The sequence below is a fragment of the Chromobacterium sp. INPA-IVC genome, from assembly GCF_059047085.1.
Genome location: NZ_JBTNLS010000001.1, coordinates 32,930 through 48,170, shown reverse-complemented (window position 1 = coordinate 48,170; position 15,241 = coordinate 32,930). Strand labels below are relative to the sequence as shown.

15 protein-coding genes are annotated in these 15,241 nt (G+C 64.2%); 6 read left to right on the top strand and 9 right to left on the bottom strand.

Annotated elements, in window-relative coordinates; all coding sequences use genetic code 11:
* Window positions 1–25 precede the first annotated feature (25 nt).
* From ACX17K_RS00230 to ald, 9 genes are all read right to left on the bottom strand, one after another.
* Window positions 26–823 (bottom strand): TrmH family RNA methyltransferase, encoded by a 798-nt coding sequence (locus ACX17K_RS00230; protein ID WP_493773201.1) that lies wholly within the window; start codon window positions 821–823, stop codon window positions 26–28.
* Window positions 824–888: 65 nt separating this feature from the next.
* Window positions 889–2,208 carry an HDOD domain-containing protein gene (locus ACX17K_RS00225; RefSeq protein ID WP_493773200.1) on the bottom strand — a complete coding sequence of 440 codons (1,320 nt, stop codon included), beginning with the start codon at window positions 2,206–2,208 and terminating at the stop codon, window positions 889–891.
* On the bottom strand, window positions 2,195–2,935 hold the full coding sequence (locus tag ACX17K_RS00220) for a class I SAM-dependent methyltransferase (RefSeq protein WP_493773199.1): 741 nt from the start codon (window positions 2,933–2,935) through the stop codon (window positions 2,195–2,197). The genes ACX17K_RS00225 and ACX17K_RS00220 overlap by 14 nt, the downstream gene beginning before the upstream one ends.
* Window positions 2,936–2,939: 4 nt before the next feature.
* The gene (motB, locus tag ACX17K_RS00215) at window positions 2,940–3,857 is read right to left on the bottom strand and encodes a flagellar motor protein MotB (RefSeq protein WP_493773198.1); all 918 of its coding nucleotides are present in this window, start codon (window positions 3,855–3,857) and stop codon (window positions 2,940–2,942) included.
* A gap of 18 nt (window positions 3,858–3,875) precedes the next feature.
* Window positions 3,876–4,730 (bottom strand): flagellar motor stator protein MotA, encoded by an 855-nt coding sequence (motA, locus tag ACX17K_RS00210; protein WP_463086918.1) that lies wholly within the window; start codon window positions 4,728–4,730, stop codon window positions 3,876–3,878.
* Between the two features lie 172 nt (window positions 4,731–4,902).
* Window positions 4,903–6,282, bottom strand: coding sequence for an aspartate aminotransferase family protein (locus ACX17K_RS00205; protein ID WP_493773197.1), 1,380 nt, complete (start codon window positions 6,280–6,282; stop codon window positions 4,903–4,905).
* A gap of 125 nt (window positions 6,283–6,407) precedes the next feature.
* Complete coding sequence (locus tag ACX17K_RS00200; RefSeq protein WP_231153781.1) at window positions 6,408–7,742, bottom strand: glutamine synthetase family protein; 1,335 nt, start codon at window positions 7,740–7,742, stop codon at window positions 6,408–6,410.
* A gap of 112 nt (window positions 7,743–7,854) precedes the next feature.
* Window positions 7,855–8,610, bottom strand: a complete 756-nt coding sequence (locus tag ACX17K_RS00195; RefSeq protein WP_493773196.1) for a gamma-glutamyl-gamma-aminobutyrate hydrolase family protein — start codon at window positions 8,608–8,610, stop codon at window positions 7,855–7,857.
* 17 nt (window positions 8,611–8,627) lie between these two features.
* Entirely contained in the window at window positions 8,628–9,752 is a 1,125-nt protein-coding gene (gene ald, locus ACX17K_RS00190; RefSeq protein WP_021478071.1) for an alanine dehydrogenase, read from the bottom strand.
* Between the two features lie 211 nt (window positions 9,753–9,963).
* Here ald and ACX17K_RS00185 point away from each other — a divergent pair, with 211 nt between their 5' ends.
* The 6 genes from ACX17K_RS00185 (at window position 9,964) to ACX17K_RS00160 (ending at window position 15,206) form a co-directional block, all read left to right on the top strand.
* Window positions 9,964–10,509, top strand: a complete 546-nt coding sequence (locus ACX17K_RS00185; protein ID WP_021478072.1) for a cupin domain-containing protein — start codon at window positions 9,964–9,966, stop codon at window positions 10,507–10,509.
* A gap of 12 nt (window positions 10,510–10,521) precedes the next feature.
* Window positions 10,522–10,914, top strand: a complete 393-nt coding sequence (locus ACX17K_RS00180) for a VOC family protein (RefSeq protein WP_493773195.1) — start codon at window positions 10,522–10,524, stop codon at window positions 10,912–10,914.
* A gap of 44 nt (window positions 10,915–10,958) precedes the next feature.
* Window positions 10,959–12,446 (top strand): aldehyde dehydrogenase, encoded by a 1,488-nt coding sequence (locus ACX17K_RS00175; RefSeq protein ID WP_493773194.1) that lies wholly within the window; start codon window positions 10,959–10,961, stop codon window positions 12,444–12,446.
* A 241-nt stretch (window positions 12,447–12,687) separates the two neighbouring features.
* Complete coding sequence (locus ACX17K_RS00170) at window positions 12,688–13,494, top strand: substrate-binding periplasmic protein (protein WP_493773193.1); 807 nt, start codon at window positions 12,688–12,690, stop codon at window positions 13,492–13,494.
* 105 nt (window positions 13,495–13,599) lie between these two features.
* The gene (locus ACX17K_RS00165; RefSeq protein WP_493773192.1) at window positions 13,600–14,397 is read left to right on the top strand and encodes a substrate-binding periplasmic protein; all 798 of its coding nucleotides are present in this window, start codon (window positions 13,600–13,602) and stop codon (window positions 14,395–14,397) included.
* Window positions 14,394–15,206: a substrate-binding periplasmic protein gene (locus ACX17K_RS00160; protein ID WP_493773191.1), complete on the top strand. Its 813-nt coding sequence runs from the start codon at window positions 14,394–14,396 to the stop codon at window positions 15,204–15,206. The genes ACX17K_RS00165 and ACX17K_RS00160 overlap by 4 nt, the downstream gene beginning before the upstream one ends.
* Window positions 15,207–15,241 lie beyond the last annotated feature (35 nt).

Here is a 15,241-nt window from a genome sequence, read left to right as displayed (position 1 = left end):
AAAGCGGAGCGCGGCCGATGCCGCGTCAGGCCGGCTTTTCCTGCTGCCTCACCCGCTCGAACAGACAGACCGTCGCCGCCATCGCCACGTTCAGCGATTCCGCGTGGCCGGGCATCGGAATGCGGATGCGCGCGTCCGCCAGCGCCAGCAGCGCGTCGCTGACGCCCGCTCCCTCGTTGCCGAAAACGAAGGCCACCGGCCCGGTCAGGTCATGACCGTACAAGGAGCTGGAACCCTCCAGATGCGTGACCAGCCGGCGTCCGCCGAAGCGGCGCAGCTCGTCGACAAGATCGGCGTGCTCGTGTATGCGCAGCGCGAAATGCGCGCCCATGCCGGCGCGCAGCACCTTGGGAGAGAACACGTCCACGCAGCCCTTGGACAGGAAGACGTCGTACACGCCCGCCGCGGCGGCCGTGCGCAGGATGGTCCCCAGATTGCCCGGATCCTGGATGTCCTCCAGCAACACCCGGGCGGCGGCCGCCGGCGGCGGCTCCGGGCTCGGCCGCGGGCTCAGCGCCAGCAGCTCGCCGGCGCTGGACAGCGCCGTGACCTTGGCCATCACCGCTTCGGGCATCGCGATCACCGCGCACCCGGCCGGCAAGCCAGCCAGCAGCCTCTGCACTTCCGGCTTGCCGGCCATCGCCTCGTTCAGATAGACCCGCGACAAGATGCCGCCCGCCTGCAGGCAGGATTCGGCCAGGTGGATGCCCTCCAACACCATCACGCCTTCCTTGCGGCGGTCGCGGCTGTGCTGGACCAATCTGGCCAGCGCCTTGACTTCGTCGTTGTGGGGAGACGTGATGGTCTTGGAGATGTGATGCATGTCGATTCTGCCGATGCGGCGCTAAGCGGAGGGGCAGAGTTTACCCGCCCCCGCGCCTTCTTGCATCAATGCTGGGCCAGGCGGCTGATCAGATCCTTGAAGCGATGGTAGGTGGCATCGTCTATCGCGCGGCCGGTGCGCGCGTTGTCGACATAGAACACGCCGCCGAGCCTGTGTCCACCGAACAAGGTCATCAGCGCGAACTCGCCGTCGCCGATGTGCTGGAAGAATTCGTCCTCATAACGCCGGCTCAGCTGCTGGCGGACATCGGACGGCGCGTGGAAGCTTTGCGGCTTGCCGGTGAACACGCCGAAGAAGCTGCCCGGTTCCAGTTCCACCTGGAGCTTGCGCAGCGGGTTGTCCGCCTCCACGCCTACCTGGTAGCGCAGCTTCAGCGCGTGCAGATCGTGCTCGTAATGGTAATACAGCACGCGTTCGAACTTGAGATCGTTGGCCAGGAAGCGTATCGACTCCCGAATCGCATTCTCAAGCTGGTCGGCGTCGGACAGCGCCTGGGCCTTCTTCATTTCCGGCTTCTTGCCGTTATCGGTCAGCAGCAGCAGCGCGCGCGCCGGGAAGGTATAGCCGACCACATGCGGGCGCTTAGCCACCTTGAGCACGGCATGCACCACGGCGTTGTAGGCCATCTCCGGCATGCAATTGATCATCTTGGCCGCGGTGTCCACGCCCACCAGCCAGGTGCTGCGCTCGATGCCATGATCCAGCGAATTCGCCGTGGCGATGGCCAGCTTCAGCAACTGGCGCCGCTTGTTGGGCACGCCCGGCCCCAACAGCGTGTTGAATCCGCTCGGCAACGGCATGTGCTTCACGAAGGATTGCAGGATCTTGCCATAATCGGCGTTGAACGCCTCGGACATCTCCTGCAGCAGCGGCTTGTCCGGCAAGCGATTGCGCTGAATCATGTAGATGCAGGCCGGCAGGTTGTACAGCAGCGCGGAGACGAAGCAGTCCTCCACTTTCAGATCGCCCATGATGGACAGCCACTCCTTGACAATCAGGGCCGCCACCCGGCTGCGCGCCATCCAGTCGCCAACCGCTTCGTAAACATCAGCGTCCAGCTTGCCCTCGGCGGCGTCCAGCGGCTCGATGCGATTGAAGCGCACCACCACTGCCTCCAGCCCCATCAGCAGCAGCGTCTGCTCCACTGCGGGAATGCTCTCGTTGCGCTGCAGCGCGCGCGAATTGCCCACCACCCGGAACAGATCCAGCAGCAGGAAAGGATCGGACAGGCAGAGATTGGCCAGGTCGGTGAAGTTGATCAGGTCGCTGTGGCGGGCGCAAGCGTCGCGCAGCTCCAACAGCGTGTCGGGCAGAATCGGCCACCGCCGTTCCGCGATGGTCTTGGTCCAGTTATCGAGGTCCATTTGGATGGTGCCAGATCAATAGTTCTTTTTGCAAAGGGCCGTCGAGAGGAATGCATTCGTCCGGCTCGATGCCGGGCACGGAAAAAGTGTTGCTGATGAGCAGGCTGCCGGCCCGGCCCTCGGCAACGAACTTGCTCCAGACCCTAGGCATGGGTTCCGGCGACAAGAACACGTAAATCGCGTCATACCCCCCCCAATCCTCGCTCCAAAAATTGCGGCAGGCGAACGCCAGTTGGTCTGGCCGCCCTGCCCGCCACCAACGCAACCGGGCCAACAGCCAGCTGCCCAGAGCATTCTCCAATGCCCGCATGCGCAGGTCCGGCCGGCTAAGCGTCAGTTGCAGGGCCAGCCGGCCATCGCCGCAGCCGGCCTCGAGCAGCGACGCGCCGCCAGTCAGCCGCTCCGCCAGCCGTTCCGCCACCGCGGCCGCGGAACGATAAAGCGGCACCCGCTCCACCAGCGCGTTGCGCCCCAGAGCCAGCGTCAGCAGCAACGCCGCCAGGTACCAGCCCGGCGCGACGCCAGCCTGGCTGGCCAGGACCACCGCCGGCACGAACAATCCATGCGCGAGGCGCTGCCAGCCCGGCAAACGCAAGACGACGGCGCACAAGCCAGCCAACAGCCCCTGCAGCGCGGCCCATGGCAGTAAATGCAAAGCCGGCGCGATGAAAACCCAGGCGCCGACGCAGGCGAGCAATTGAAGCAGCGGATGGCGCAGCCGCCTCATTCGCTCAGGGCTCGTTCGGCTGCGGAGCCGCCTCGCCGCCTTGCTGCGGCCCGCCTATCACTTCCTGGTTCATCTGCGGCTTGAATCCGTCGTTGAGTATCGACGATTCGGCGTCCCTGTTCAGCACCACGATGGTGATGCGGCGGTTCTCCGGGCTGAACACATCGCTCTTGATCAACGGATTGGCGGACGACAAGCCCACCACCCGCAGGATCTTGTTCTCGGAAAGACCGCCGGCCACCAGCTCGCGGCGGGCGGTGTTGGCCCGGTCGGCCGACAGCTCCCAGTTGCTGTAGCCGCCCTGGCCGCCGGCGAAAGGCTTGGCGTCGGTGTGGCCGGAAATGCTGATCCTGTTGGGCAGCTGGTTCAGTTCCGAAGCCAGTTGCTGCAACAGCACCCGGGTATGCGGCAGCATGCGCGAGCTGCCGGAGTCGAACATCGGCCGGTTCTGCTCGTCGACGATCTGGATCTTCAGCCCTTCCGGCGTCATCTCCAGCTTCAACTGATTCTTGTACTGCTTGAACAGATCGCTCTGGTCTATCGTCTGCTGGATTTTCTGCTGCAGCTGGTTCAGGCTGGCCTGCTCCTTCTGCTTCTGCATGACTTCTTCCTGCTTGGAGCCGGCCTTGTTGACCTGGCCGGCCTGCTTGGTCAGATCGTTGCCGCCGCCCTTGATCACCGAGGTGGCGTCGCCCGCGCCCGCGCCGCCGGACAGGGCGACTTTCAGCGGCGTCTTGAAGTATTCGGAAATCCCGCTCAGGGTGCCTTGCGACGCGGACCCCAGCAGCCACATCAACAGGAAGAACGCCATCATCGCCGTCACGAAGTCGGCATAGGCGATTTTCCAGGCACCGCCGTGATGGCCGTGCCCCCCCTTCTTGATTTTCTTGACGATTATCGGTCGTTGCGATTCATCGGCCATTTCTATCCCCTGCCCGGCTTATTTCTTCTGCTTGACGTGATCTTCCAGTTCCTTGAACGACGGGCGGTCCATCGAGGACAGCGCCTTGCGGCCGAACTCCACCGCCACCTGCGGCGCGTAGCCGTTCAGGCTGGCCAGCAGCGTCACCTTGATGGTCTGGTAGACGCGGGTGCCCTCGGCCAGCTTGTGCTCCAGGATGGTGCCCAGCGGACCGACGAAGCCGTAGGCGAGCAAAATACCGAGGAAGGTGCCCACCAGCGCGTGGGCGATCAGCATGCCGAGTTCGGACGGCGGCGCGCCCACCGATTCCATCGTGTGGACCACGCCCATCACCGCGGCCACGATACCGAAGGCCGGCAGGCCGTCGGCCAGGCCCTTGACCGCCGACACCGGCACCTCGCCCTCGTGATGGTGGGTTTCGATCTCGACGTCCATCAGGTTCTCGATCTCGAAAGCGTTGAGGTTGCCGCCCACCATCAGCCGCAGATAGTCGCAGATGAACTCGACCACGTGGTGGTCGTGCATCACCGTGGGGTATTTGGAGAAAACCGGGCTGGCCTCTGGATTTTCGACGTCGGCTTCGATCGACATCAGGCCTTCCTTGCGCACCTTGGTCAGGATCTCGAACAGCAAGGAAAACAGATCCATGTAGAAAGCCTTGCCGTAGGAGCTGCCCTTGAACACGGTGGGAAGCGCCTTGGTGGTGGCTTTCAGCGGCGCGCCGCCATTGGCGACGACGAAAGCGCCGATGGCCGCGCCGGCGATCATCACGACCTCCAGCGGTTGCATCAGCGCGGCGACATGCCCCCCCGCAGCGATGAAGCCCCCAAGCACCGAGCCCAGAATGATGAGATACCCGATTGCGACGAACATGCGCCAAGTCCTGTATTTGTTTTATTGCCTCATGCCGTTATTTGTATTACAGCATGCCTTTTTGCAATTCATTATAGAAATAATAGAAAAAGCGGGTGGAATTGTATCAACCCGCTTCATTCCCTGCAAAAAAGGCGGGGGCGAGGCCGCCCCCACACCAGCATAGCCGGCGCTAGGCCAGTCCGCGCGCCTTCAGCGCCTGCTCGAACTCGGCCAGGCAACGCGCCGCCACCCCCAGCATTTCATCCACTTCGGCTCGCGTCATCACCAGCGGCGGCGAACATACGATATGGTCGCCGCAAGCGCGCATGATCAGGTTGTTGCGGAAGAAGATGTCGCGGCACAGCGTGCCGACCTCGCCGAAATCCGGGAACAGCTCGCGCTTCGCCTTGTTCTTCACCAGCGTGAAGGCCTGGATCAGGCCGACGCCGCGCACGTCGTCCACGTGCTCGAACTGGCTGAAGGTCTCGCGCCAGCGCTTCTGCATGTAAGGACCGATGTCGTCCTTGACGCGCTGGACAATGCCCTCGTCGCGCAGCGCCACCACATTGGCGTGCGCCACCGCGGCGCAGACCGGATGGCCGGAATAGGTGAAGCCGTGGTTGAAGTCGCCGCCGGCGATCAGGCCTTCCGCCACGCGCTTGCCGACAAAGACCGCGCCGATCGGCAGATAGCCGGAAGACAGTCCCTTGGCGGCGGTGAACAGGTCGGGCTGGAAGCCGAAATGCTGATGGCCGAACCATTCGCCGGTGCGGCCGAAGCCGCAGATCACTTCGTCGGCCACAATCAACACATCGTGCTTGCGGCAGATGCGCTCGATTTCCGGCCAGTAGGTGGCCGGCGGAATGATCACGCCGCCGGCGCCCTGGATGGGCTCGGCGACGAAGGCGGCCACCTTGTCGGCGCCGATCTCCTGGATCTTCTCGTCCAGCCAGCGCGCGGCCACCACGCCGAACTCATCCGGCGTCATGTCCTTGCCATGCTTGTACCACCACGGCTGCTCGATATGGGCCATGCCCGGAATCGGCAGATCGCCCTGCTCGTGCATGTACTTCATGCCGCCCAGGCTGGCGCCGCCGATGGTGGAGCCGTGATAGCCGTTCCAGCGGCCGATCAGCGTCTTCTTCTCCGGCTTGCCCTGCACGTCCCAGTAGCGGCGCACCATGCGGATCATGGTGTCCACCGACTCTGAGCCGGAGTTGGTGTAGAACACGTGGTCGAAACCGGCCGGCGTCACTTCGGCCAGCAGGCTGGACAACTCGACCACCGCCGGATGGGTGGTCTTGAAGAAGGTGTTGTAGAACGGCAGCTCTTCCATCTGGCGGCGCGCCGCTTCGGCGAAATCCTTGCGGCCGTAGCCGACATTCACGCACCACAGGCCGGCCATGCCGTCGATGATCTTGTTTCCGTCCGAATCCCACAGGTAGATGCCTTCTCCGCGCGTCATCACGCGCGCGCCCGCCTGGTTCAGCGATGCGGTATCGGTAAACGGATGCAGGTGATGGGCGGCATCCAGTTCGCGCCATTGGCTGGTCGTACGTTGCTTCTGCATAACACTTCCTTCCAGTTTTCTCCGACGGGGCGGGCCCTTGCCCGCCCCTCCTGCGCCTGCGGCGTCGTTCTATTCGTTTGTCCTGTCTGTTCCGCGATTCTAACCTTGCGCGGATGATCCGCGCATCACACGTGCAGCAGCAGGAACTTGCGCTCCCATGGGCTGATCACGCGGAAGTACTCGGCGAACTCCTTTTCCTTCATCGCCACATACATCTTGACGAAGCGCGGTCCCAGCACCTCGGCGATCTCGCTGCAGCCGGCCAGCTGCAGCAGCGACTCTTCCGAGCTGTTGGGGAACTGGTAAGGCAGCTCGTAGGCGTCGGTCTGCCTCGGCTCGGTCGGGCGCAGCTTGTTCGCCATGCCCAGGTAGCCGCAGGCCAGCGTGGCCGCGATGGCGATGTAGGGATTGACGTCCACGCCCGGCACCCGGTTTTCGATGCGGCGCGCGGCCGGCGACGAGTGCGGGATGCGCAGGCCCACGGTGCGGTTGTCGTAACCCCATTCGACATTGGTCGGCGCCGCGGTGTAGCGAGACAAACGACGGAATGAGTTCACGTAGGGAGCGAACAGCGGCATGGTCTGCGGCACGTATTTCTGCAGGCCGGCGATGAAGTGGAAGAAGATGTCGGACGGACTGCCGTCCTCGTTGGTGAACACGTTGCGGCCGGTGTTCTTGTCCACCAGGCTCTGGTGGATGTGCATGGCGCTGCCGGGCTCGTTCTCCATCGGCTTGGCCATGAAAGTGGCGTACATATTGTGGCGGAACGCGGCCTCGCGCACGGTGCGCTTGAACAGAAACACCTGGTCGGCCAAGTCCAGCGGGTTGCCATGCAGGAAGTTGATTTCCATCTGGGCGGTGCCGATCTCATGGATCAGCGTGTCCACTTCCAGATTCTGCGCGTGGCAGTAATCGTAGATGTCCTCGAACAGCGGGTCGAACTCGTTGACCGCGTCGATCGAGTAGGAGCGGCGGCCGAATTCCGCCCTGCCGGTGCGGCCGATCGGCGCGGCCAGCGGGATGTCGGGGTCGGGATTGGGCGACAGCAGGTAGAATTCCATCTCCGGCGCCAGCACCGGCTCCAGGCCCATTTCGTCGAACAGGCCCAGCACGCGCTTGAGCACGTTGCGCGGCGCCACGTCCACCGGGCTGCCGTCGGCGCGGCAGCAGTCGTAGATCAGCTGCGCCGTCGGGTCCACCGCCCACGGCACATAGCGCAGCGTGTTCGGATCGGGCTCCAGCACCATGTCGGGGTCGGTCAAGTCCAGCAGGCTGTCGTCGGGATAGTCGCCGGTCACGGTCTGGATCAGCACCGCCTCGGGCAGGCGCATTTCCGGATCGGAAACGAACTTGTCCTTGGGCACGATCTTTCCACGGGCGATGCCGGTCATGTCCGGCACGATGCATTCCACTTCGGTGATTCGGTGCTCTCGCAACCACTCGTTGATCTGGTGATTCATAACGCTTCCTCTATGGTCTCCCCGGCCGCTGGGCTGCGGCTCTGGATCGGGAGGTGCTACTTTATGAGTCATCGAGACTCGCGCCGGGTTCCTCGTCCGGCGCGCATGGCATTCATCCCTTGCGGCTTTCCCTCCTCATCCGGCAGGCCTCGCCAAAGGCATGGAAGATGGCCTGGGACAACGGATTGTCCCAGTACAGCCATTCCGGGTGCCATTGCACGGCGAAGGCGAAACCCTTGGCGTTGCGGACGCGGTAGGCCTCCACCAGGCCGTCCTCGGCGTGCGCCTCGGCGATCAGGCTGGGCGCCAGCCGCTTGATGCCCTGCTGGTGCAGCGAATTGACCATCGCCGAGCGCTCGCCTGACCATTCCGCCAGCAAGCCGCCTTCGGCGAAGTCCACCCGGTGCGCCGGCGCGTACATCGCGGCGATGTCGTCGCCCTCCACCTCGCGGTGGTCGCGCAGGCCCGGCTCTTCCTGCACGTGCTGGTGCAGCTCTCCGCCCAGCGCGACGTTGATCTCCTGGAAGCCGCGGCAAATGCCCAGCAGCGGCACGCCCTCCTCCAACGCCAGGCGGATCAGCGGCAGCGTGGTGGCGTCGCGGCGCGGATCGTGCAGCGTGCCCACCCGGCTATTGGGTCCGCCGTAGTGGCGCGGCTCCACATTGGACGGCGAGCCCGGCAACAACACGCCGTCCAGCGTCGCCAGCGTGGCGCGCAGCAGCGCGTCGTCGCCCAGCGACGGAATCAACACCGGCAGGCCGCCCGCCCCGCCGGCCGCGGCGGCGATGTATTTGTCGCCCACCGCGTGAAACGGCAGCAGGCCGATCATTTTCAGATCACACGGGATGCCTATCATTGCTTGCGACATGGCTTGCTGCGCTCCTATCAGCTTGCGGCCTTGATGGCCTCTATCGGATCGACGTAAGCGTGGCCTAGGTCCCGCGCCACCGCCTGGTAGGTGACCCGCCCGCGGCAGACATTAAGTCCGTTGCGCAGGTGGGCATTGTCCAGCAGCGCCTGGCGCCAGCCTTTGTTGGCCAGCTCCAGCGTGTATGGCAGCGTAGCGTTGGTCAACGCCTGGGTGGAGGTGCGGGCGACGCCGCCCGGCATATTGGCCACGCAGTAGTGGACGATGCCGTCCACGGTGTAGATCGGGTCCTGGTGGGTGGTGGCCCGGCTGGTCTCGAAACAACCGCCCTGGTCTATCGCCACGTCCACCAGCACCGCGCCCGGCTTCATCGTCTTCAGCATCGCGCGCGTCACCAGCTTGGGCGCGGCCGCGCCGGGAATCAGCACCGCGCCGATCACTAGGTCGGCGTCGCGGATGCTGTCGTCGATGTTGGCGCCGTTGGACATCAGGGTCTTGATGCGGCCGCCGAACACCATGTCTATCTCTTTGAGCCGGGCCAGCGATTTATCGAGGATGGCGACGTCGGCGCCTGCGCCCATCGCCATCCGCGCGGCGTTCAGCCCCACCACCCCGCCGCCTATCACCACCACTTTAGCCGGCGCCACGCCGGGCACGCCGCCCAGCAACACGCCGCGGCCGCCCTGCGCCTTTTCCAGCGCGTGCGCGCCGGCCTGGATCGCCATCCGGCCGGCCACTTCCGACATCGGCGCCAAGAGCGGCAGGCCGCCGCGCTCGTCGGTGACGGTTTCGTAGGCGATGGCCACCGAGTCGGACTCGATCAGCAGCTTGGTCTGCTCCGGGTCCGGCGCCAGGTGCAGGTAAGTGAAAAGAATCTGGCCCGGGCGCAGCATCCGGCACTCCACCGGCTGCGGCTCCTTGACCTTGACGATCATGTCGGCGCGCTCGAACACCTCTTCCGCGTTGGAGGCGATGGACGCGCCGGCCTGGATGTATTGCTCGTCGGTAAAGCCGATCGCGAGACCCGCGTGGGTCTGCACCAGTACCTTGTGCCCGTTCGCCACCAGCTCGCGGACACCGGACGGGGTCAGACCCACGCGGTACTCATGGTTTTTGATTTCCTTCGGAACGCCGATCAACATAGTCGTCTCCAACTGGTTTTGCCCTGCACAGGCAGACAAACGCCGTTTAAGAAAATTCACATCCCGCTTGCCCTTTCAACTTGATTCTGACTATAAAACCTGGCCGTTGCAAAGATATTCGATTTTGCGACGCAGCAAGCACATTTGCCTTCTATCGCGCTACAATGCCGCAGTTGTCTAAAATTATTAACATACTGATGGAGCAGGAAGAATGGATGTCGGCGCACGCTTGAGAATGGTCAGAACGCGGTTCGGATTGTCGCAAAGAGAGCTGGCCAAACGCGCGGGCGTCACCAACGGCACCATCTCTCTGATCGAGCAGAACCGGGTAAGCCCTTCGGTCAGTTCCCTCAAGAAGGTGCTGGAAGGACTGCCGATAACCCTGGCAGAATTCTTCACTTTCGACGCCGAGCCGGCGCAGCCGCGCGTGTTCTACCAGGCGGACGAGCTGCCCAACCTCGGCAACGAGGACATCAATCTGATGCTGGTGGGCACCGCGCACGACAAGCGCGACATCGCCATCCTGCGCGAACGCTACGTGCCCGGCGCCGACACCGGCCCGGACATGCTGGTTCACGAAGGCCAGGAAGGCGGCGTGATCATCCGCGGCAGCATAGAAGTGACAGTGGGCAACGACAGCCGGGTACTGGGCCCGGGCGACGCCTACTACTTCGACAGCAAGCTGCCGCACCGCTTCCGCAATGTCGGCGACGACATCTGCGAGGTGGTGAGCGCCAGCTCGCCGCCCACATTCTAAGAGGGAAACATTTTGAAGCTGGCTTACACCATTATTTACGTGCCGGATGTGCCGGCTTCACTGCGCTTCTTCGAATCCGCCTTCGGCTTCAAGCGCAAATTCCTGCACCAATCCGAAACCTACGGCGAGCTGGACACCGGCGAAACCACGCTGTCCTTCGCCCAGCATGAGCTGGCCGCCGGCAACCTGCCCGACGGCCACATCCGCGCCGACGAGTCCGCCAGGCCGCTGGGCATGGAGATCGGCCTGGTCACCGGCGATGTGGAAGCCGCCCACGCGAAAGCGCTGGCGCACGGCGCGGCCGAGCTGTCGCCGCCGAAGACAAAACCCTGGGGACAGACCGTGTCCTACGTGCGCGCGCCAGACGGCGCGCTGATCGAACTATGCAGTCCCGTTTCAGCCTGAAAGCTTAATTCCGCTCAACAACATCACTCGACGAGGAGAGCAGCATGGCCCGCAGTCACGCCGAATGGAAGCAACTTGCAGCAGAACTGAAGATTGAAGGCCGCGCCTTCGTGAATGGCGAATACCGCGACGCCGCCGAGGGCAAGCGCTTCGATTGCGTCAACCCCGCCAACGGCGCCAAGCTGGCCGAGATCGCCCACTGCGGCGAAGCCGACGTGGAGGCCGCGGTCAAGGCCGCCCGCCGCGCGTTCGAGTCCGGCGTCTGGTCCGAACTCGCGCCGCTCAAGCGCGCCGCCGTGCTCAAGCGCTTCGCCGCGCTGATCCGCGAGCACGCCGACGAGCTGTCGTTGCTGGAAACGCTGGACGCCGGCAAACCCATCGGCGACACCACCGCCGTCGACGTGCCGGCCTCCGCCTACTGCGTGGAATGGTTCGCCGAGGCGATCGACAAGGTGGGCGGCGAAGTGGTGCCGGTCGATCCCAAGCTGGTCGGCCTGGTGACCCGCGAGCCGATCGGCGTGGTGGCCGCGGTGGTGCCGTGGAACTTCCCGATCCTGATGGCGAGCTGGAAATTCGGCCCGGCGCTGGCCGCCGGCAACGCCGTCATCGTCAAGCCGTCGGAGAAATCGCCGCTGACCGCGATCCGCGTCGCCGCGCTGGCCAAAGCGGCCGGCATCCCGGACGGCATCTTCCAGGTGCTGCCCGGCGCCGGGGACGTCGGCCGCCTGCTGGCGCTGCACATGGACGTGGACTGCGTCGCCTTCACCGGCTCCACCAATGTGGGCAAGCTGATCGCCGGCTACGCCGCCCAATCCAATCTGAAGCGGGCGTGGCTGGAGCTGGGCGGCAAGTCGCCGAACATCATCCTGCCGGACTGCCCGGACCTGGCCCTCGCCGCGCGTTCCGCCGCCAGCGGCATCTTCTACAATATGGGCGAGGTCTGCACCGCCGGCTCGCGCGTGCTGGTGCACAAGGACATCAAGGAGCGCTTCCTCGAGGAGTTTAAGAAGGCCGCCGCCGGCTTCTTCCCGGGCGACCCGCTCGATCCGGCCACCAGCATGGGTGCCATCGTCGACGAGATCCAGTACCGCAAGGTGCTGAACTACATCGACAAGGGCCTGAGCGAAGGCGCCAACCTGCTGCTGGGCGGCAAGGCCGTGCATACCGACAAGGGCCTGTTCATCGAGCCCACCGCCTTCGACTGCCCGAGCGACGACCTGACCATCTGCCGCGAGGAGATCTTCGGACCGGTGCTGTCGGTGATCACTTTCAGCGAGCTGGACGACGCCATCCGCATCGCCAACGACACCGCCTACGGACTGGCGGCCGCGGTGTGGACCTCCAACGTCAGCACCGCTCACCAGGTATCGCGCCGCCTGCGCGCCGGCACCGTGTGGGTGAACTGCTATGACGAGGGCGGCGACATGAACTTCCCCTTCGGCGGCTATAAACAGTCCGGCAACGGCCGCGACAAGTCGCTGCACGCGCTGGAGAAATACACCGAGCTGAAGAGCACGCTGATCAAGCTGTAACCCTTCGCGCCGGCCGGGTTCCGTCCCGGCCGGCGGCCTGCCCTCCCGCGCCGGATGGCGCCCTTCCCAAGCCAGCCTCGCCCCATCGCGGAGCGCCCGCCCCGCCTGTTTTTTGCGCTTGCCCCGTTCCCAAACAGCCACGCCCGGCCCGACAAGCGCCCTCGCCATAGCCAGCCCGGGGTAGCAGCCGCCAGCAGCGCGGCTATTATTGAAATCAAAGACTTCCGGATGGCGCGTTAGCATGCAGCGAATTTACAGACTTGCCGTTGTCGGCCTGCTATGGCTAACGTCCCTTGCCCATGCCGCGGAAAACAATCCCGCCTGCCCTTCCGGACCGCTCAAAGTAGGATTTTACGAATACGGCCTGGCCTATCGCGACGGCCGCGGCTACGACGTGGACCTGATACGGGAAATCGCGCGTCGCCTGCGCTGCCCCATCGCCAGCGAAAGCGTCTTTCCATGGGTTCGGACCCTCAAGCTGCTGCAAATCGGCGAAATCGACATCGCCACCTCCGCCACCCCCACGCCGGACCGCCTCCAATACGCCTGGATCTACACCTACAAGCACAGCAAGAGCATGGTGTTGCTGCGCACGGAAGTCCAAGCCCGCACATTGGCAGCCTTGCCGAACGATCCGAAGCTCCGATGGGGCGTGATCCGCGGCTGGAAATTCAGCCCGATGCAAGACCAGCTGCTAGCCGAGCTGGCGAAGAGAAACAAGGTGGTGGCGGCGGTCGACGAAAATGATTTGTACAAAATGCTGGCCGGAGGCGTCATCACCGGCGCGCTTGCCCACCTCACCAGCTATGACGACTGGCTCCAGGATCCGAATATCCGCAAACAGGTGGTCGTGCTGGATCTGTTTCCCGATGTCGAGGCGACAGCGGGCGGCGTGGCGCTCAGCAAAAAACGGTTTCCGGAATCCGCGGCCGAGCTATGGCATGCGGAACTAAGAAAAATGTATCGCGACGGGAGCTTGCGCGAGATATTCCGTCGTTTCCTGAGCGAAGAAACCACGGACTACCTGCTGCGCGCGCCGGTTCTCTGACGATGGCAGCGCCGTCCACGCCCAGGACTGCGGCGGCGCTGGAAACCGGCATTTCAGCGATATGCCCAGGGGAAGAAGAAGCAATATTCAGAGGTGACATACGAAATGCGGCGAAACATTCCACCCTTGCTTGCCCTGCTGCTCTCCGCGACCAGCCTGGCCGCGGCCAATCCTGCCTGCCCCAACGGTCCGCTCAAGATCGGCTACTACAAGATCGGCGCCGCCTACCGCGACGGCAAGGGCTATGATGTGGACATGGTCCGAGAGCTGTCCCGCCGGCTGGGCTGCCCCATCGCCAGCGAGACCGAATTGCCCCGGCTGCGCGCGCTGAAAATGCTGTCCAGCGGACAAATCGACGTCAGCCCATCCACCTTGGCTTCGCCGGACCGGTTGCAATACTCATGGATTTACCAATACAACCACACCAAGAACATGGTGCTGCTGAACCCGGCCGTCCAGGCCAGAACCTTGGCTGCGCTGCGCGAAGACCCGGCGCTGCGCTGGGGCGCGATACGCGGCTACCACCACGGCCCCTCGCAAGACAAGCTGCTGGAAGAACTGAACGCCCGGCGCAAGGTAGTGATCGCCACCGACGAGGACGATCTGTACAAAATGCTGAGCAGCGGCGTGGTCACCGCGGTTTTCGCCCAGCCTTTCAGCTACGGGCGCTGGATGCGAGAGCTGCCCAACGCCAACCAGATCGTGGTGCTGGACCTGTATCCGGAAACCGACATGGTCGCCAGCGGCCTGGCGCTGAGCAAGGCGCGGTTCAGCCGCGCCGCCGCCGAGAAATGGCATCAGGAGCTGCTGAAAATGTACCAGGACGGCAGCCTGTACGACATCCTGCGCCGCTATCTGAATGAGAGCGCCGCCAAGCAGATGATGCAAAAGCCGCTGGAATGATGCGCAAGCTCCCCTCGCCTCGGCTGGCCGGCTGGCTGATTCCGCTCCTGCTGCCCCTGGCCGCGCAGGCCGGCAATCCCGCTTGTCCGCAGGGCCCGCTGGCCATTGCCTACTACGACTTCGGCGTCGCCTACCACCAGGGAAAGGGCTACGATGTCGACTTGGTGCGCGAGCTGGCTCGGCGGCTTGATTGCCCGATCCGCACGGAGACGGACTACCCGCGCATCCGCGCGCTCAAGCAACTGGAAATCGGACTGGCCGATATCGGCTCCTCAACCTTGATCACGCCGGAACGCCAGCGCTATCTGTGGCTGTATCCCTACAACCACAGCAAGAACATGGTGCTGCTGCCGCGCGCCAGCCGGGCCGATTCGCTAGACGACCTGCTCAAGTCCTCCTCCCTGCGCTGGGGAGTGATACGCGGCTATCGCCACAGCCCCGCCCAGGATCGGCTGCTGAACGACCTCGCCCAGCAACACAAACTGGTGATCGCGGAAAGCGAAGACGACCTGTATCGCATGCTGATCAACGGTTTGGTGGATGTCGTTCTCGCGCACCCCATCAGCTACGATCCATGGTTTCGCGCCCACCGCGCCGAACAACTGATCAACGCGCGCGACTTCTTCCCCGACGCCGACACCATCTCCGGCTCCATCGCGCTGAGCAAGGCGCGGTTCACGCCGGCCGCCGCCGAACTCTGGCATCAGGAGCTGCGCAGGATGTACCACGACGGCGCCTTGCGCGCGATCCTGCGCCGCTACTTGAGCGAAGCCAGCGTGGATCAAGTGCTGAAGCTGCCGCTGGAATGACATGGACGCAAAAAAGCCCGGCTCGAAAGCCGGGC